Raw genomic sequence first — 17,073 nt, forward strand, 5'->3', positions numbered from 1 at the left:
ATTGAAAGAACGGCCCCTCCCGCCGCTTTAATGGGCACTTGCCGGTATGTTTGCCCTTATATTTCTATGTATTTTTCGTGATTTTCGTCTTGAGCGCAGCGATGGAAGTTGTAATGTTTACCAATCGGTCAAATTATCCGCCAGATAAAAAACAAAGGCAACTGGCGATTTTCCAGCGCTGACAGAACAACAAGCAGCAGCGGGATTTGACCACGGGAACATGGCGGGCATGCACCTTGCATGACTGCCGCAAAACAGGTGAGGACTTTCAATATGGTGGCAGCGCCAGGCGAAAACATGCGCGTCAACGGGGACCGTCTCTGGGACAGTCTCATGGACATGGCAAAGATCGGCCCGGGAATAGCCGGCGGCAACAACCGCCAGACGCTGACGGATTCGGATGCCGAGGGCCGCAGCCTTTTCAAAAAATGGTGCGAAGACGCAGGCCTGACCCTCGGCGTCGACAAGATGGGCACGATGTTTGCGACCCGCCCCGGCACCGACCCCGATGCGCTTCCCGTCTATGTCGGCTCGCATCTGGATACCCAGCCGACCGGCGGCAAGTATGATGGCGTGCTCGGCGTGCTCGGCGCTCTCGAAGTCGTCAGGACCATGAACGACCTCGGTATCAGGACCAAGCACCCCATCGTCGTCACCAATTGGACCAATGAGGAAGGCGCCCGCTTTGCGCCCGCCATGCTGGCATCAGGCGTCTTTGCCGGCGTTCATAGCCTGGATTTCGCCTATAATCGCAAGGATCCCGAAGGCAATCTCTTCGGTGACGAGTTGAAGCGCATCGGCTGGGTTGGCGATGAGGAAGTCGGCGCCCGCAAGATGCACGCCTATTTCGAATATCACATCGAGCAAGGCCCGATTCTCGAAGCCATGAACAAGCAGATCGGCGTCGTCACCCACTGTCAGGGCCTATGGTGGCTGGAATTCACGCTGACCGGCAAGGAGGCCCATACCGGTTCGACGCCGATGAACATGCGCGTCAATGCCGGCCTTGCCATGTCGCGAATCCTCGAAATGGTCCAGGGTGTCGCCATAGGCGAACAGCCGGGCGCCGTCGGCGGCGTCGGCCAGGTCTTCTTCTCGCCGAATTCCCGCAACGTGCTGCCGGGCAAGGTGGTCTTCACAGTCGACATCCGCTCGCCCGACAAGGCCAAGCTCGACCGCATGCGGGCAAAGATCGAGGCCGAAGCGCCGAAGATCTGCGATGCGCTCGGTGTCGGCTGTTCCATCGAAGCGATCGGCCATTTCGAACCCGTCACCTTCGACGAAAGGCTCGTCACCTCCGTCCGCTCCGCCGCAGACCGCCTCGGCTACTCCCACATGGACATTATCTCCGGCGCCGGACACGATGCCTGCTGGGCCGCCAAGGTCGCGCCTGCCACCATGGTCATGTGCCCGTGCGTGGGTGGTCTCTCGCATAACGAGGCTGAGGAGATTTCCAAGGAATGGGCAACAGCTGGCGCTGACGTGCTGTTCCATGCGGTCGTCGAGACGGCGGAGATTGTGGTGTGATGGCATCGGACTTACCAACGACTTATCTCGATTATCCTGATGCCTCTAAGTTATACTTTCAGCAAAATGCCGACGATCTTGCATGGGCGAGTGCCAATGAGACGCCGGTGAACGAAGGTCCGTGGGGCGACGTCCCCAGTGTGCGGATCTTCTACGTTGGCATCAACACGGCAGGCGAGCGGATCAGGCTTCCGCAAATATCGAGCTTTTGGCGCTATAAACCTTCTGGTGTTCAACTGGCCTGTTCAGATGACCACGCCCGAGATGCGCCCCACCAGACCTATTATCTTTCTGGGCCTGGGCCTAGCGTGGTTCGAATCGAACTCGGCCCTTCCATGCCCGGCATACTGATCGAACGTCCCAGGGGTAACCAACCCGTACAGTCAACCGGACTGATCGATGGCAAGGATTTCTACTTTCACGAAAGCGATGGTTTTTGGTCCTTGTCAGTCGGCGGCACAGATGTCGTTGACCAGCCCGACTGGTATTATGAGGAAGAGCACGACGCGCCCGACGAACTGAGTGAGGAAGCAGTCTACAGCCTCATCGCCAAGGGTGCAGCGCTCCTGCGAAGTGGCACGCCCACGATGACAGTTAAGCAGTAACAGGAACAAGACCGCACGGAAAAGGAACAGCAGCCATGACTACAGTCATCAAGAACGGCACCATCGTCACGGCCGACCTCACCTACAAGGCGGACGTGAAGATCGACGGTGGCAAGATCGTCGAGATCGGCCCGAACCTTTCCAGCAACGAAGTACTGGATGCCACAGGCTGCTACATTATGCCCGGCGGCATCGATCCGCACACCCATCTCGAAATGCCTTTCATGGGCACCTATTCCTCCGACGATTTCGAGAGCGGCACGCGTGCGGCGCTTGCCGGCGGAACGACCATGGTCGTCGATTTCGCCCTTCCCTCTCCCGGCCAGTCGCTGCTTGAAGCGCTGACCATGTGGGACAACAAGTCGACGCGTGCCAATTGCGACTATTCCTTCCACATGGCGATCACCTGGTGGGGCGAGCAGGTCTTCAACGAGATGAAGACGATTGTTCAGGACAAGGGCATCAACACCTTCAAGCACTTCATGGCCTATAAGGGCGCGCTGATGGTGAACGATGACGAGATGTTCGCCTCCTTCCAGCGCTGCGCCGAGCTTGGCGCCCTGCCGCTCGTCCATGCCGAAAACGGCGATGTCGTCGCCTCCCTGTCGGCCAAGCTGCTCTCGGAAGGCAACAATGGCCCGGAGGCGCACGCCTATTCGCGCCCGGCCGAAGTCGAGGGCGAGGCCACCAACCGCGCCATCATGATCGCCGACATGGCCGGCTGCCCTGTTTATATCGTCCACACCTCCTGCGAACAGGCCCATGAAGCGATCCGCCGTGCCCGCCAGAAGGGTATCCGCGCCTATGGCGAGCCGCTGATCCAGCACCTGACGCTCGATGAAACCGAATATTTCGACAAGGACTGGGACCATGCCGCCCGCCGCGTCATGTCCCCGCCCTTCCGCAACAAGCAGCATCAGGACAGCCTCTGGGCCGGCCTAGCCTCCGGCTCGCTGCAGGTGGTGGCAACCGACCACTGCGCCTTCACCACAGCGCAGAAGCGTTTCGGCGTCGGTGACTTCACCAAGATCCCGAACGGCACCGGCGGCCTCGAAGACCGCATGCCGATGCTCTGGACTTACGGCGTCAATACCGGCCGTCTGACGTTGAACGAGTTCGTCGCCGTCACCTCCACCAACATTGCCAAGATCCTCAACATCTACCCGAAGAAGGGCGCCATCCTCGTCGGCGCCGATGCCGATCTCGTGGTCTGGGATCCGAAACGCTCCAAGACCATTACGTCGAAGAGCCAGCAGTCGGCGATCGATTACAACGTGTTCGAAGGCAAGGAAGTCACCGGCCTGCCGCGCTATACCCTGACACGTGGTGTCGTGGCGATCGAGGAAGGGACCGTCAAGACCCGCTCGGGCCATGGCGAATTCGTCAAGCGCGAGCCGGTCACCGCCGTTAGCAAGGCACTGTCGACCTGGAAGGAGATCACCGCTCCCCGCAAGGTCGAACGCACGGGCATCCCGGCGAGCGGCGTGTGATACATATGCGCGGCCATCTGCTTCTGACAATCGTTTCCGTGGCCGCGCTTTCCATCGTGGCGAATGCTGACACGCTGCCCATCAAGGGCAGCTACGGCAACACGGATGGCTGCACCTACGCCAAGAGCGGCGAAAGCACAGGTTCCGATAATTTCTTTCTGCTGACTTCCGAGGGCATCACCACGGCAGCCTCTTACTGCGAAATCAAGAAAGTCCTGAAGACCAAAGGCAAGGATTTCACCGCCACGGTCGCTTGCCAGGCAGAGGGCGAAGAGGGCAGCAACGACGACACCGTCAAGATCATATCGGGGCCTGAAGGCTATACGATCGGGTTCGTGGCTGATGCCGCAATCAAGTGGGGGCCGCTGCCGCTATGCAAATAGCCTCACGCCGGCACCAACGCATCGAGCTCCGGCAGCAGGATCACGCTTTCCTGCTCGTTCGGATCGGTGCGGGCAATGATCGCCGTACAGGGCGTGCTGCTCAAGTTGGCCGGCAAATGCGGGACACCCGCCGGGATGTAGAAAAGCTCGCCGGCATGCACGACAATGTGGTTCTCGAGCTGGTCGCCGTACCAGGTATGCGCCTCGCCGGAGAGCATGTAGATCGCCGTCTCATGCGCTTCATGCAGATGCGCCTTGGCACGCACGCCGGGCGGGATCGTCAGAAGATGCATGCAGATGCCCTTCGCACCAACCGTCTCGGCGGCGATGCCCTGGAAATAGCTCAGCCCCTGCTTACCGTCATAGGTGTGGTTGGGGCGAACAATGTGGCAGGTGGGCTTTGATTTTGCGTCCATCCTCATCCTCCAAGGACTGTGCTGTCGGTAAGACCGGCGGCAATGATATCATGGAAAACCGCGACGGCGCGGCAAAAACAAGACTGGTTTATTGATGCAAGCACCCTCCGTCGTATCCGCCAAGGATCTCTGTCTCACCTACCAGACGAATGACGGCGCGGTGCACGCGCTTGCTGATGTCAATCTCGATATCCGCAGGGGCGAGTTCGTTTCTTTCATCGGCCCTTCCGGCTGCGGCAAGACGACCTTCCTGCGCGTCATCGCCGATCTCGAGCGCAAGACCTCCGGCGACATCGCCATCAACGGCATGACACCGGATGAGGCTCGCAAGGCCCGTGCCTATGGCTACGTCTTCCAGGCGCCCGCACTTTATCCGTGGCGCACGATCGAGAAGAACATCGCCCTGCCACTGGAGATCATGGGTTATTCGAAACCCGAACAGAAGAAGCGCATTGATGGGGCGCTCGACCTCGTCGAACTCTCCGGCTTCGAGAAGAAATTTCCCTGGCAGCTCTCAGGCGGCATGCAACAGCGCGCCTCGATCGCCCGCGCGCTCGCCTTCGACGCTGACCTGCTGCTGATGGATGAACCCTTCGGCGCGCTCGACGAAATCGTCCGTGACCATCTGAACGCCGCCCTTCTGAAATTGTGGGCACGCACCAACAAGACGATCTGCTTCGTCACCCACTCCATTCCAGAAGCAGTCTACCTCTCGACGAAGATCGTCGTCATGTCGCCACGCCCCGGTCGGGTGACCGACATCATCGACTCGACACTGCCGCAGGAGCGCCCGCTCGACATTCGCGAGACCCCGGAATTCCTGGAAATCGCCCACCGCGTTCGCGAGGGGCTGAGAGCGGGGCACAGTTATGAGCAGTAAGGCCTTGCGTTCGGTAGCTACCCCCCGCACCTGGAGGGACGCCGCATGAAACCCGACAGCCTCAAGGACAAAATCGTCCCTGTTCTCACCATCCTGCTGGTCCTGATCGCCGTCTGGTATATCGCCGCCGTGCTCCTCAACGCGCCTTTCCAGCGTGACATGGATACGCGCAACAACATCACCTCGACGACGATGGAATTCATCGGCAAGACGCTTTCCCAACCGAAGCCCGTCCTGCCGGCGCCGCATCAGGTGGCGCAGAACGTCTTCGAAAACACTTTCCTCAGAAAACTCTCCAGCAATCGCAGCCTCGTCTATCATGCGGGCGTCACGCTCTCCTCGACCGTTCTCGGCTTTGCGTTCGGCACATTGCTCGGCATCGTCATTGCTGTCGGCATCATCCATATCAAGGCGCTCGACCGCAGCCTGATGCCCTGGATCATCGCCTCGCAGACCGTGCCGATCCTGGCGGTCGCGCCCATGATCATCGTCGTTCTCGGCTCGATCAATATTACCGGCCTGATCCCGAAGGCACTGATATCGACCTATCTCTCCTTCTTTCCGGTCGCCGTCGGTATGGTGAAGGGGCTGCGCTCGCCCGAAGTCATGCATCTCGACCTGATGCGCACCTATAACGCCACGGCTGCGCAAACCTTCTGGAAGTTGCGCGTCCCGGCCTCCATTCCCTTCCTTTTCACCTCGATGAAGGTGGCGATCGCCGCAAGCCTCGTCGGCACCATCGTCGGCGAACTGCCGACAGGTGCTGTCGCCGGCATCGGCTCGAAGCTGCTTGCCGGCTCCTATTACAGCCAGACCATCGATATATGGGCGGCACTCGTTGCCGGCTCGGTCCTCGCGGCAATTCTCGTCACCGTCGTCGGCCTCGTTGCCAAGATCGTCGATCGCGCAATGGGCGGGAGACCGGCATGAAGCAGATAACGCTTTCCTGGCAGGGCTCGATCGCCCTTCTTTGCGCGGTAGCGGCCATGTTTATGCTGCCGCTCTATGCGGCAGGAGCCCCTGCGCCTCCATTATCCGCCACAACCGCACTGATTACCCTGCTCGTCATCGCCGCAGCGCTGGTCTGCTTCGCGCCCTTATCCACAGCGATCGCCGCAACCGCCCTCTTCATCGGCACTCATGGCGCCGCGTGGTTGCTGCTCGGCACGCTCTCGGGTAACGAGCGCTTCGCGGGCGCTTCCTTCTTCCTGCTGCTTGCCGCCGGCTGGCTGCTTGCCTCGCGCTGCGTCACGGAACTCTCGGAACTCCAACCGCCAACCCATGTTGGCAAATGGCTGCTGCGTCTCCTGATCCCGGCGATTTTCGGCGCCTGGATCCTCATCATCTGGGAAGCAATCACGCGCGGCGCCGGCATTCCTTTCGTCATCCTGCCTCCACCGAGCGCGATCTGGGCACGCATATCGGGCTCCTTACCAATCCTTGGCGAAGATATCAGGCAGACGATCTTCAAAGCGGTTCTGATCGGATACGCCATCGGCTGCCTGAGCGGCTTCGTGGTCGCGATCCTCGCCGACCGCTTCGCCTTCCTGCGCCGCGGCCTGCTGCCGATCGGCAATATGGTGTCCGCCCTGCCGATCATAGGCGTGGCGCCGATCATGGTCATGTGGTTCGGTTTCGACTGGCAATCGAAGGCCGCCGTCGTCATCATCATGACCTTCTTCCCGATGCTGGTGAACACTGTCGCAGGACTTGCCGCCTCCGGCAACATGGAGCGCGATCTGATGCGCACCTACGCATCGAACTATTGGCAGACGCTCGTAAAGCTCAGGCTTCCCGCCGCAATGCCGTTCATTTTCAATGCGCTGAAGATCAACTCGACGCTGGCGATGATTGGTGCCATCGTTGCGGAATTCTTCGGAACGCCGATCGTCGGCATGGGCTTTCGCATCTCCACCGAGATGGGCCGCATGAATGTCGACATGGTCTGGGCCGAGATCGCCGTCGCGGCGCTTGCAGGCTCGATCTTCTATGGTGTCGTCGCCCTTGCAGAGAGGGCGGTGACGTTCTGGCATCCGTCTATCCGTGGTGGTTAGACGCGCCCCGACCCTGCAGATGGGCCTGGGCATAACTTCAGAGGGAAAAAAGAAAATGAAAAAGTTGATGGTTGCAATGATGGCGAGCGCGATGTCGCTTGCCGCAGCACACGCGATGGCCGCCGACAAGGTGACGCTGCAGTTGAAATGGGTCACCCAGTCGCAGTTCGCCGGTTATTACGTCGCCAAGGACAAGGGCTACTACGAAGAAGAAGGCCTCGATGTCGATATCAAGCCGGGCGGCCCGGATATTGCGCCTGAGCAGGTGATTGCCGGCGGCGGCGCCGATGTGATTGTCGACTGGATGGGCGGCGCTCTGGTTGCCCGCGAAAAGGGCGTTCCGCTCGTCAACATCGCCCAGCCCTACCAGAAGTCCGGCATGGAAATGATCTGCCGTAAGGATGGCCCGGTCAAAACCGAAGCCGACTTCAAGGGCCACACGCTCGGCGTCTGGTTCTTCGGCAACGAATATCCCTTCTTCGCCTGGATGAACAAGCTTGGCCTCAAGACGGACGGAGGCCCTGACGGCGTGACCGTGCTGAAGCAGAGCTTCGATGTGCAGCCGCTGCTGCAGAAGCAGGCCGATTGCATCTCCGTCATGACCTATAACGAGTACTGGCAGGCGATCGATGCGGGCCTGAAGCCGGAAGACCTTGTTGTCTTCAACTATACCGCCATGGGCAACGACCTCCTGGAAGACGGCCTCTATGCAATGGAAGACAAGCTGAAGGATCCGGCCTTCAAGGAAAAGATGGTCAAGTTCGTCCGCGCTTCCATGAAGGGCTGGAAATACGCCATGGAAAATCCTGACGATGCAGCCGGGATCGTCGTCGACGCCGGCGGCCAGGACGAGAACCATCAGAAGCGGATGATGGGCGAAGTCGCCAAGCTGATCGGAGACGGCACCGGCAAGCTCGACACGACGCTTTATGATCGCACGGCCAAGGCCCTGCTCGACCAGAAGATCATCAACAAGGAGCCGTCGGGCGCCTGGACCCACGACATCACGGACGCCGCCGCCAAGTAACAGCATATCGATGCCGAAATACAACGCGCGCGGGAGATTGTCCCGCGCGTTTCTATTTTTTGCACTCCATGAAAAAATCGCCTTGCAACTGTCGCATTTATCGGGCGTCAAACGTCAAAGCATATGAGAGCCGATCAATCATCGTCATGTTCACATAACCCTCAGGTGATTGATGGGCATCGCAATGGTAATTAATAGTATCTTATGGGGTATTATTTTCTGCCGGGCTTGCACGTGGAGCAAATCGATACCACGTACTAGCCGGATTTGCCGGATTGGGACCATAAGTTCCGGCGAATGGGATGCGGGTAAATACCTCTGAGATTTGGAAGACGGCATTCGCCCGACCGCGAGCCTGTTTGAGAACGCGCGAGTTCGGCCGATCCCGTCAAGAGATTGGACGACGACGCATGGCACTCAAGCCGCACGCACTACTACGCGCCTCCACTTTCCCTGTCGCCGCTTTTGCGGTCTCGGCCCTTCTTGCCGCCGCTTTTGCGGCCTCGGCTGTATTTGCCGAGGAACCCCAGGTCACCCATGCGCAGACCCAGGCTTCCCAGAACCTGCCGGCAATCGTCGTCACCACGGCGGTGAACCGCACCCTTGTTGACCGTGTCATCGGCACGGGAACCGTCAAGCCTGTCGAGGAAGTCTATATCCAGCCGCAGGTTGAAGGCCTCTCCATTCGCACCCTGAAGGCCGATGTCGGCGACAAGGTTCAGGCCGAAAGCACGCTGGCGACGCTGAACGATGACGCTCTGGTGCTGACCAAGAGCCAGATGATGGCGACGAAAGCCAAGGGCGAGGCAAGCCTTGCCCAGCTGCGCGCCCAGCTCATCGAAGCACAGGCCAATGCCGAACAGGCAAGACAGCAGCAGGCCCGCGCCCAGGAAATGGGTAAGAAGGGCACGGTTTCGACCGCCCAGGTCGAGCAGGCCGACGCAACCGCCGCCGCCGCCAATGCGCGCGTCGCTTCCGCCGAGCAGGCGATCGAAGTCGCCGAAGCCGACCTCAAGGTTTTCGACAGCCAGATTGCCGATGCGGATCTGAAGCTCGCCCGAACCGACGTGAAGACGCCGGTTGCCGGCACGATCTCGGCAAAGAACGCCAAGGTCGGCGCCATTGCCGCCGGCAACGGCGATCCGCTATTCACTCTTATCCGCGACGGCGATATCGAGCTTGTCGCCGAAGTCGCCGAAAGCGACATTGTCAGGATCACGGCCGGCCAGAAGGCGACGATCTCGCTTTCCGGCAGCCGCGAGAAGCTTTCCGGCGCGGTGCGCCTGGTGTCGCCGACCGTCGATCCGGTCACCCGCCTTGGTCTCGTCCATATCTCCATCGACGACGACAGCAAGGCGCGTTCCGGCATGTATGGCAGCGCCGAGATCATCGTCCGCGAGACCGAGGGCGTATCCCTTCCGCTGACGGCGGTGCTCACCGGCAGCGAAGGCTCCTCCGCCCGCAGGGTCGAGAATGGCGTGGTGAAATTCGCCAAGGTCGAGACCGGCATTCAGGACGGGGCCTATGTCGAAATTACAAGTGGATTGAAGACCGGCGACGAAGTCGTGGCCAAGGCGGGCGCCTATGTCCGCGACGGCGACCACATCACGCCGGTGCGCGAACAGCCTTCGGCTTCCAACTAAAGAGACCATCCGATGAATTTTTCAGCCTGGTCCATTCGAAATCCGGTCGCGCCGCTCCTGGCCTTCTGCCTGCTGATATTCATCGGCATGCAGTCCTTCAACAAGCTGCCGATCACGCGCTTCCCGAACATCGACGTGCCGCTCGTTTCGATCAGCGTCACGCAGAGCGGCGCTTCGCCGGCCGAACTCGAAATGCAGGTGACGAAGGAGATCGAAGACGCGATCGCCTCGATCACCGGCATCGACGAAATCCAGTCGACAGTCACCGACGGCAGCTCGCAGACCAACGTCATGTTCCGGATGGAAGTGCCGACGGAGCAGGCCGTTCAGGACGTCAAGGACGCGATCGACCGCATCCGCAGCGATCTGCCGGCAACCGCCGAGACACCGATCGTCACCAAGGTCGACGTCGAAGGCCAGGCGATCCAGACTTTCGCCGTCTCCTCGCCCGATATGTCGCTGGAAGAGCTTTCCTGGTTCGTCGACGATACGATCAAGCGTGCGCTGCAGGGTCAGGCCGGCATCGGCCGCGTCGACCGTTACGGCGGCGCCGAACGCGAAGTCCGCATCGAACTCACCCCCGACAAGCTCAATGCTTACGGCATTACCGCCGCAAGCGTGAACCAGCAGCTGCGCGGCACCAACGTCGATCTCGGCTCCGGCCGCGGCCAGGTGGCGGGCAGCGAGCAGGCGATCCGCGTTCTCGGCGACGCCCGCAACGTCGCCGAGCTCGCCGACACGACGATTGCGCTGCCGAGCGGCCGTTTCGTCAAACTGTCCGATCTCGGCGTTATCAAGGATACATACGAGGAGCCGAAATCCTTCTCGCGCTTCAACGACACGCCGGTCGTCACCTTCGGCGTCTTCCGCTCGAAGGGGGCGAGCGAAGTCAGCGTCGCCGAAACCGTAGCGCAGAGCCTCGACAAGGTGCGGAGCGAAAACCCGAATGTGAAGATCGAGATGATCGACGATTCGGTCTATTTCACCTACGGCAACTACGAAGCCGCCATTCATACGCTGCTCGAAGGCGCGCTGCTCGCCGTCATCGTCGTCCTGCTGTTCCTCCGCAACTGGCGGGCAACCCTGATTTCCGCCATCGCCCTTCCGCTCTCCGCGATCCCGACCTTCTGGGTCATGGATATGATGGGCTTCTCGCTGAACCTCGTCAGCTTCCTCGCCTTGACGCTCGCGACGGGTATTCTCGTCGACGATGCCATCGTGGAAATCGAAAACATCGCTCGCCACATCAAGATGGGCAAGACGCCCTATCGAGCGGCGATCGAGGCGGCGGACGAAATCGGTCTTGCCGTCATTGCCACGACCTTCACGATCATCGCCGTCTTCGTGCCCGTTTCCTTCATGCCGGGCATTCCGGGCCAATACTTCATTCAGTTCGGCCTGACCGTCGCCTTCTCCGTTTTCTTCTCGCTGATGGTCGCGCGCCTCATCACCCCGATGATGGCCGCCTATCTCATGCGCGCCGAAGACGGCATGGAAGACCATCATGACAATGACGGTCTGCTGATGCGTGGATACACACGTCTCATACGCGGCACGACCGGCCGCTGGTATACGCGTTATGCGACATTGCTCGTGGCGATCGGCTTTCTGGTCGGTTCTGTCATGTTGCTCATGCAGGTTCCCGGCAGCTTCCTGCCGCCGGAAGACGCCTCGCGCATCGTTCTCTCGGTCGAACTACCGCCGAACGCGCGGCTCGACGACACCGAGAAGACGACCGATGCGATCTATGACAGGGTCAAGGATATCGACGGCGTGGAAAGCGTATTCGTCCTCGGCGGCGCTTCACCGAAGGGTGATCTCGAATTGCGCCGCGCGACCATCACGCTCGCACTCGACAAGCTCGACCAATCGCTGGTCAAGAAGGTGGTCAACGATGTGCTTGGCCATATCCCAGTCATCGGCCCGATGCTTCCAAAGGTGGAAGTCCATGGCCGTGAACGCCCGCAATGGAATATCGAGAAGGAAGTCTTCGCCAAATTGCGCGACATTCCCGACGTTCGTATCCTGAAGCTCAACGACCGCGGCGAACGCGACCTTTCCTTCAACTTCCTCTCGAAGAACGAGCAGGATCTGAACGATGCGGTCGGCATTCTGGAATCCAAGCTCCGCGCCGATCCGCTGCTTGCCAATGTCAGCGCCGACGGCGCCCTGCCCCGTCCGGAACTGCAGGTTCGTCCGCGCAAGGACGAGGCTGCCCGCCTCGGCATCACGCCGCAGCAGATCTCCGAAACGATCCGCGTCGCCACCATCGGCGATGTCGATGCGGCCCTTGCCAAGATCTCGCTCGACGACCGCCAGATCCCGATCCGGGTCCAGGCTTCGCTCGACATGCGCCGCGATCTCTCGGCCATTCGGGCGCTGAAGATCCAGACCGCCAGCGGCGGCACCGTTCCGCTCGCAACCGTCGCCGATATCGACTATTCGGAAGGCGTAAGCTCGATCAAGCGCAACAACCGCTACCGCGTCGTCTCGATCGGTTCCGACCTGCCTCAGGGTGTCGCCCTCGACACGGCCTCGGCCCGCTTCCGCCAGATCGTCAACGAGGCCAAGATCCCGGCCACGGTGCATCTTGCCGAAAGCGGCGATACCAAGGTGCAGACGGAGATGCAGCAGAGCTTCGTCAACGCGATGCTGATGGGCCTTCTCCTGGTGCTGACCGTGCTGATCCTGCTCTTCAAGGACGTGATCCAGCCCTTCACCATCCTGTTCTCGCTGCCGCTCGCCATCGGCGGCGTGGCGGCGGGCCTGATCGTCACCAGCAATCCGCTGTCGATGCCGGTCATGATCGGCATCCTGATGCTGATGGGTATCGTCACCAAGAACGCCATCCTGCTCGTGGATTTCGCAATCGAGATGCGCCACCAGGGCATGGCTCGTGTCGAGGCCATGGTCGAAGCCGGCCGCAAGCGCGCCCGCCCGATCATCATGACCTCGATCGCCATGTCTGCCGGCATGCTGCCGTCCGCACTCGGCGTCGGCGAAGGCGGCTCATTCCGCGCGCCGATGGCGATCGCGGTGATCGGCGGCATCATCGTCTCGACGGTGCTCTCACTCGTCGTCGTGCCCTCCTTCTTCCTGATCATGGATGACCTGTCTCGCCTGCTTGGCTGGATCTTCGGCCGTCTCGTCGGCAGGAAGGACGAGGAAGAACTGCCGCTGTCGCGCGAAGATCTCACCCGCGTCACCCGCGAGAACAGCAGCGATATCGATGCGCTGGAAGAGCGCCTGAATGCGATCGAGAAGCCGGAGAGCAAGCGCAAGACCGGCAGCGACACCAACGTGCTGCGCCTGCCGCCCTTCGCGGCCGAGTAATCAGGACATCACAAGAGAAGAGGCCGGGCATCGACCCGGCCTTTTTGTTTTCCTGACTTACCGCAGCCTTGGCGCCGCCGTGCTGTCTCTCACGACAAGTTCGAGATCGAGCGCCTCATGGTCTGCCGGCAGCGCATTTTCGAGAATCGCCGTCACTGCGCGCCGGGCGATTTCGGCAAAAGGCTGGGCGACCGTGGTCAGGCGCGGCAGCGAGGTCGCCGCCTCGGGCACGCCATCAAAGCCGATGATGGAAACATCCTCGGGCACCTTCAGCCCCTGTTCGGCCAGCCACTGCATGGCAAACAGCGCAACCTTGTCCGACATCGCCAGAATGGCCGTCGGCGGATTGCCGGAGGAGAACAGGGCTTCCATTGCCGTCAGCGTGCTCGGCCTGTCATGCAGCGTTCCCTGGATCGGGACGGCTTCACGCGGGATGCCGTATTCTGCCATCGCCTGCCAGTAGCCGTGCATGCGGTCGCGCGGCGTGGCCTCCATTTCGGGGTCCACACGCTCCGGCGCCACCAGGCCGACAAGACCATCGACATCGCCGATAGACAGGATCGCGATGTCACGGTGCCCGAGTTGCAGCAGATGCCGCGCGGCCACAGCCCCGCCCGAGACATTGTCGATCCCGATTGCCGGAATGGTCTCGTCCTCGATGCCGAGCGCAAGCGCGATGAACGGCAGCTGACGTTGGCGGGTGAGCTCCACCAACCTCTCCCCACCCTCCACGCATAGCAGGATGAAGCCGTCGACAAGCGCGCTGTTGATGTTCCAGGCAAGCCGTTCCTCGTTCATCGCCGATACGACGGCAATACCGGTGCCGCTGGCATCACAGACCTCACCGATCGCAGTCATCAGGGAGCGTGCCCAGGGATCGTCGAAGAAATAGGCGAGCGGCTCGACGGCGGCGACGCCGATCGCGTTCACCCGCCCTGCCCTGAGCAGCCTGCCCTTGATATCAGGCCCGCCGTAACCGAGCTCCCGGGCGACATTGAGCACCCGTTCCCGCACTTCCTCCCGGACCACGTCCGGACGGCTGAAGACATTCGATGCCGTACCCTGCGATACGCCTGCCGCCTTGGCGACATCAGCCAATCTCACATGCCCTTTACCCAAAGCTACTCCTTGCAGGTACGAATTTGGCGCACTCTAGCAAAAGATTGTATCGGTTCAAAATGAACTTGACAGCATTGGGAATGAGGAGGAGAATTGAATCGGTTCAATAAATATGGCCATAAATTGAATCGATTCAATAATATGGAGAAACGAGCGATGCTGCCGATCACTTCGCTATTCAAGGATCTCTATGAAGACCGCTGGGGTAACCCGCGCAACAGGCAGCCTGCCAAGGAGGCCGAACGCGGCAAGCGTCTGTTTGTGTTCCTGCCCTTCATCCGCCGGTTCATCAGCAACCGTAAAGGTCCGGACGCCTGGTCCTTTACCATCCCGATCGATCGCCGGCTTCGATGAGAGGCTCACCTGCAGCGTTTGACCAAAATCAATCCCCGCACGCTCCGCTTCCCCTATTCTGGCATCATTAAGGGGATATTGGCGGCATCGACCGCTGCCGGAGGCCGAAACATGAACAGGATGCTGATGCCGAGCAGCCGCGAGCGGGCGCTGCTTTCCAGAGCCGGAATATTTGCAGAACTGGATAGCGCGGAGACCGAGGCGCTTCGCGCCTGCTCCACCGTGATCTCTTCCGTTTCGCACGACATTCTCTTTCAGGAAGGCGAACCCGGCGTTTATTTCTACAGCGTTCTCGAGGGCTACGTTCGGCTCTTTCGTCCGAACGGAGAGGGTCGCGAGGCAGACATCCGCATCTGCGAGCCAGGCGACAGCTTTGCCGAATGTCTGATCCAGGCAGGCGGCGTCTATCGTTATGGCGCCCAGTCGATGGACAACACGGTACTTGCCCGTTTCCACATCGGTAAGGTACGCGCTCTCTTGGCCGAACACCCACAGATCGGCACTGCGATCATGCGCAGCCTGTCGCTGCATCTGCTGGCGACGATGGAATGCCTTGCCAATGACCGGATGCAGACGGCACCGCAGCGCGTGGCGCACTACCTTCTCTCGCATTGCGTGGAGGAAGGACCGGCAACGGCATCGCTGCGGCTGCCCTTCCCGAAGAACCTGCTCGCGCGCAAGCTCGGCCTGGCGCCGGAGGCATTATCCCGTGCCTTCTCGACGCTCAAATCGGCAGGCGTTACCGTGCGCGGCCGCTTCATCGCCATCAGCGACGTTAATACGCTCAGGCAGATATGAAACTAGGAGACCAGGTCCCAGAAGCCATACTTCTTGTCGTGTCGGCGTTTCAGTTCCGCGAGATAAGCTTCGTGGGTGCCGGCGCTGCTGAAATCAGTGATGTGTGGGGAGAGAGACACGCATTCCGCAAGATGTCGCGCCGCATGCTTGTAGCGGCTGGATCGCCCGCTATCGAGCGTAAAGTCGATCATTGAACGCAAAACGAGTGTGGCCGCGAGCGGATGTTTCACGGCCAGCGCTTCGGCAGCCGGTGTCATCAGTTCGTAAAAGTCACCATCGAGTTCTGCCTTCCGCTTGACGACAAGCTTTGCCGCCTCTGCTAGCGCCGGCCAACCCAGGAAAAAAGTCAGCGCCCGGTGCACGTCCGGGAAAGCATGGACATAGACGAACGCCTTTTCCTCGGCCTCGATATCATCGAAGTCTGGCAATCGCTTCAGGAATGCACGCAGATGCACGTCGTTCAGCGACTGCTCGAACGACTTCCATCGATCGGCCTGAGCCTCGTCCGCGCGTCCCAAGGCGTCGAGCGTCTCGGCGCGGGCGAGTTGCCACTCGACGGGAATTTCAGTTCGGCCTCCGGTATCGACTCCGTCCAGCATCTGAAGTGCTTCGTGAGCGCGCCCTGAGAAAAGCAGACGGCCGGCGATATCTGCAGCCACCAAGGGGAACCTGCGAGTCTTTTCGGGCTGCTGGGCGATATATGCATCGACATCGCCCTGAGCGTCCGCGATCTCCTGCAGAGCGATACGCACCGTCAGCTCACGCTGATTCCCATAGACTTCGTCCTCGTAGATCGGACCCTTGGCGCTCCAGCCGATGACCCGGCGGTCGTCGGCTGCGGGCTTTGTCTGAGGCTCTTTCGACCACTGCACGAACAAGGTTTTCAGATATTCAAGGCCATCGTTGCCGAGCGCTGCAACCATAGCCGTGATCAGCTCGTCATACTGGCCGTATGCGTTACCTTGAACGGCTGCGAAGATCTTGTCGGCGAGGGTCTCGGCATCGACACCCGCCGCCCTGGCGATAACACCGGCATCTGTGCAAGCTTGATGAAAACTCTCGATGAGCGAGCCGCTGCCGTCGTCGGATCGCTCGAAGATCGAATCGGCGAGCGCCAGAAATTGCCAGATCAGCTCAAAGCCTTCTTTCGGATCGTCCACGGCAACGATATCGACAATCGCCTTGCGCTGCGTTTCGAGATCCGCCTTGAGCTTCTTTACCTTGTGCCAGTCTATGAAGGTACGGGCGCGAGCGATACTTGCGAGCCGCTTGCGTATTTCACGCGCCATTTCGGCGCTGCTTGCGTTGCCGGCGAGCTCCATGCGAAGCCGTTGCTTGTGAGCGGCGCTGCCGGTGCTGATTTCGATCAGCAGCTCGGCAAGTCGCTGCGCACCGAGCGCTTCCAGGTTCTTCGCATTGAGGGTCGTCTTCGCCGCCATCGCTC

At 60.5% G+C, this 17,073-nt stretch carries 15 protein-coding genes; 12 read left to right on the plus strand and 3 right to left on the minus strand.

The genetic code is table 11. The features are described from left to right. The first annotated feature begins 273 nt into the window (after positions 1–273). Genes ACK9YZ_RS15700 through ACK9YZ_RS15715 form a run of 4 tightly spaced genes read left to right on the plus strand, consistent with a single transcriptional unit; the run spans position 274 to position 4,005 of the window. Entirely contained in the window at positions 274–1,527 is a 1,254-nt protein-coding gene (locus ACK9YZ_RS15700; RefSeq protein WP_416064437.1) for a Zn-dependent hydrolase, read from the plus strand. Beyond that, positions 1,527–2,132 (plus strand): hypothetical protein, encoded by a 606-nt coding sequence (locus ACK9YZ_RS15705; RefSeq protein WP_416064438.1) that lies wholly within the window; start codon positions 1,527–1,529, stop codon positions 2,130–2,132. The genes ACK9YZ_RS15700 and ACK9YZ_RS15705 overlap by 1 nt, the downstream gene beginning before the upstream one ends. A gap of 35 nt (positions 2,133–2,167) precedes the next feature. Beyond that, positions 2,168–3,622: a dihydropyrimidinase gene (hydA, locus tag ACK9YZ_RS15710; protein ID WP_416064439.1), complete on the plus strand. Its 1,455-nt coding sequence runs from the start codon at positions 2,168–2,170 to the stop codon at positions 3,620–3,622. A gap of 5 nt (positions 3,623–3,627) precedes the next feature. Beyond that, positions 3,628–4,005: a hypothetical protein gene (locus ACK9YZ_RS15715; protein ID WP_416066752.1), complete on the plus strand. Its 378-nt coding sequence runs from the start codon at positions 3,628–3,630 to the stop codon at positions 4,003–4,005. A 2-nt stretch (positions 4,006–4,007) separates the two neighbouring features. Here the strand turns inward: ACK9YZ_RS15715 and ACK9YZ_RS15720 are convergent, their stop codons facing one another. After that, positions 4,008–4,421, minus strand: a complete 414-nt coding sequence (locus tag ACK9YZ_RS15720; RefSeq protein ID WP_416064440.1) for a cupin domain-containing protein — start codon at positions 4,419–4,421, stop codon at positions 4,008–4,010. Between the two features lie 94 nt (positions 4,422–4,515). Here ACK9YZ_RS15720 and ACK9YZ_RS15725 point away from each other — a divergent pair, with 94 nt between their 5' ends. From ACK9YZ_RS15725 to ACK9YZ_RS15750, 6 genes are all read left to right on the plus strand, one after another. Continuing rightward, positions 4,516–5,301 (plus strand): ABC transporter ATP-binding protein, encoded by a 786-nt coding sequence (locus ACK9YZ_RS15725; RefSeq protein WP_416064441.1) that lies wholly within the window; start codon positions 4,516–4,518, stop codon positions 5,299–5,301. 45 nt (positions 5,302–5,346) lie between these two features. Next, positions 5,347–6,231, plus strand: a complete 885-nt coding sequence (locus tag ACK9YZ_RS15730; protein ID WP_416064442.1) for an ABC transporter permease — start codon at positions 5,347–5,349, stop codon at positions 6,229–6,231. Further along, positions 6,228–7,355 carry an ABC transporter permease gene (locus ACK9YZ_RS15735; protein WP_416064443.1) on the plus strand — a complete coding sequence of 376 codons (1,128 nt, stop codon included), beginning with the start codon at positions 6,228–6,230 and terminating at the stop codon, positions 7,353–7,355. Before ACK9YZ_RS15730 ends, ACK9YZ_RS15735 begins: the two co-directional genes overlap by 4 nt. A 55-nt stretch (positions 7,356–7,410) precedes the next feature. Continuing rightward, positions 7,411–8,382, plus strand: coding sequence for an ABC transporter substrate-binding protein (locus ACK9YZ_RS15740; protein WP_183732190.1), 972 nt, complete (start codon positions 7,411–7,413; stop codon positions 8,380–8,382). Positions 8,383–8,792: 410 nt separating this feature from the next. Then, entirely contained in the window at positions 8,793–10,025 is a 1,233-nt protein-coding gene (locus tag ACK9YZ_RS15745) for an efflux RND transporter periplasmic adaptor subunit (RefSeq protein WP_416064444.1), read from the plus strand. A gap of 12 nt (positions 10,026–10,037) precedes the next feature. Beyond that, a complete protein-coding gene (locus ACK9YZ_RS15750; protein ID WP_416064445.1) occupies positions 10,038–13,358 on the plus strand; it encodes an efflux RND transporter permease subunit in 3,321 nt (1,106 codons plus the stop codon). Positions 13,359–13,415: 57 nt separating this feature from the next. On the opposite strand, the gene ACK9YZ_RS15755 is transcribed toward ACK9YZ_RS15750, so the two are convergent. Next, positions 13,416–14,477, minus strand: a complete 1,062-nt coding sequence (locus tag ACK9YZ_RS15755; RefSeq protein WP_416064446.1) for a LacI family DNA-binding transcriptional regulator — start codon at positions 14,475–14,477, stop codon at positions 13,416–13,418. Positions 14,478–14,633: 156 nt separating this feature from the next. Here ACK9YZ_RS15755 and ACK9YZ_RS15760 point away from each other — a divergent pair, with 156 nt between their 5' ends. After that, positions 14,634–14,831, plus strand: a complete 198-nt coding sequence (locus ACK9YZ_RS15760) for a hypothetical protein (protein WP_416064447.1) — start codon at positions 14,634–14,636, stop codon at positions 14,829–14,831. 111 nt (positions 14,832–14,942) lie between these two features. Beyond that, positions 14,943–15,629, plus strand: coding sequence for a Crp/Fnr family transcriptional regulator (locus ACK9YZ_RS15765; protein WP_416064448.1), 687 nt, complete (start codon positions 14,943–14,945; stop codon positions 15,627–15,629). Positions 15,630–15,631: 2 nt separating this feature from the next. On the opposite strand, the gene ACK9YZ_RS15770 is transcribed toward ACK9YZ_RS15765, so the two are convergent. Then, on the minus strand, positions 15,632–17,068 hold the full coding sequence (locus ACK9YZ_RS15770) for a DUF6880 family protein (protein ID WP_416064449.1): 1,437 nt from the start codon (positions 17,066–17,068) through the stop codon (positions 15,632–15,634). Between the last annotated feature and the right edge of the window lie 5 nt (positions 17,069–17,073).

The sequence above is a fragment of the Rhizobium sp. ZK1 genome, assembly GCF_047782645.1.
In the GTDB taxonomy this organism is placed as follows: Bacteria; Pseudomonadota; Alphaproteobacteria; order Rhizobiales; family Rhizobiaceae; genus Rhizobium.

What these genes read in the sequence shown, in the direction of transcription:
- ACK9YZ_RS15770 (WP_416064449.1), bottom strand. Translation starts at nt 17,068, where the DNA reads ATGGCGGCGAAGACGACCCTCAATGCGAAGAACCTGGAAGCGCTCGGT.
- ACK9YZ_RS15715 (WP_416066752.1), top strand. Translation starts at nt 3,628, where the DNA reads ATGCGCGGCCATCTGCTTCTGACAATCGTTTCCGTGGCCGCGCTTTCC.
- ACK9YZ_RS15745 (WP_416064444.1), top strand. Translation starts at nt 8,793, where the DNA reads ATGGCACTCAAGCCGCACGCACTACTACGCGCCTCCACTTTCCCTGTC.
- ACK9YZ_RS15730 (WP_416064442.1), top strand. Translation starts at nt 5,347, where the DNA reads ATGAAACCCGACAGCCTCAAGGACAAAATCGTCCCTGTTCTCACCATC.
- ACK9YZ_RS15760 (WP_416064447.1), top strand. Translation starts at nt 14,634, where the DNA reads ATGCTGCCGATCACTTCGCTATTCAAGGATCTCTATGAAGACCGCTGG.
- hydA (WP_416064439.1), top strand. Translation starts at nt 2,168, where the DNA reads ATGACTACAGTCATCAAGAACGGCACCATCGTCACGGCCGACCTCACC.
- ACK9YZ_RS15750 (WP_416064445.1), top strand. Translation starts at nt 10,038, where the DNA reads ATGAATTTTTCAGCCTGGTCCATTCGAAATCCGGTCGCGCCGCTCCTG.
- ACK9YZ_RS15705 (WP_416064438.1), top strand. Translation starts at nt 1,527, where the DNA reads ATGGCATCGGACTTACCAACGACTTATCTCGATTATCCTGATGCCTCT.
- ACK9YZ_RS15700 (WP_416064437.1), top strand. Translation starts at nt 274, where the DNA reads ATGGTGGCAGCGCCAGGCGAAAACATGCGCGTCAACGGGGACCGTCTC.
- ACK9YZ_RS15740 (WP_183732190.1), top strand. Translation starts at nt 7,411, where the DNA reads ATGAAAAAGTTGATGGTTGCAATGATGGCGAGCGCGATGTCGCTTGCC.
- ACK9YZ_RS15720 (WP_416064440.1), bottom strand. Translation starts at nt 4,421, where the DNA reads ATGGACGCAAAATCAAAGCCCACCTGCCACATTGTTCGCCCCAACCAC.
- ACK9YZ_RS15725 (WP_416064441.1), top strand. Translation starts at nt 4,516, where the DNA reads ATGCAAGCACCCTCCGTCGTATCCGCCAAGGATCTCTGTCTCACCTAC.
- ACK9YZ_RS15735 (WP_416064443.1), top strand. Translation starts at nt 6,228, where the DNA reads ATGAAGCAGATAACGCTTTCCTGGCAGGGCTCGATCGCCCTTCTTTGC.
- ACK9YZ_RS15765 (WP_416064448.1), top strand. Translation starts at nt 14,943, where the DNA reads ATGAACAGGATGCTGATGCCGAGCAGCCGCGAGCGGGCGCTGCTTTCC.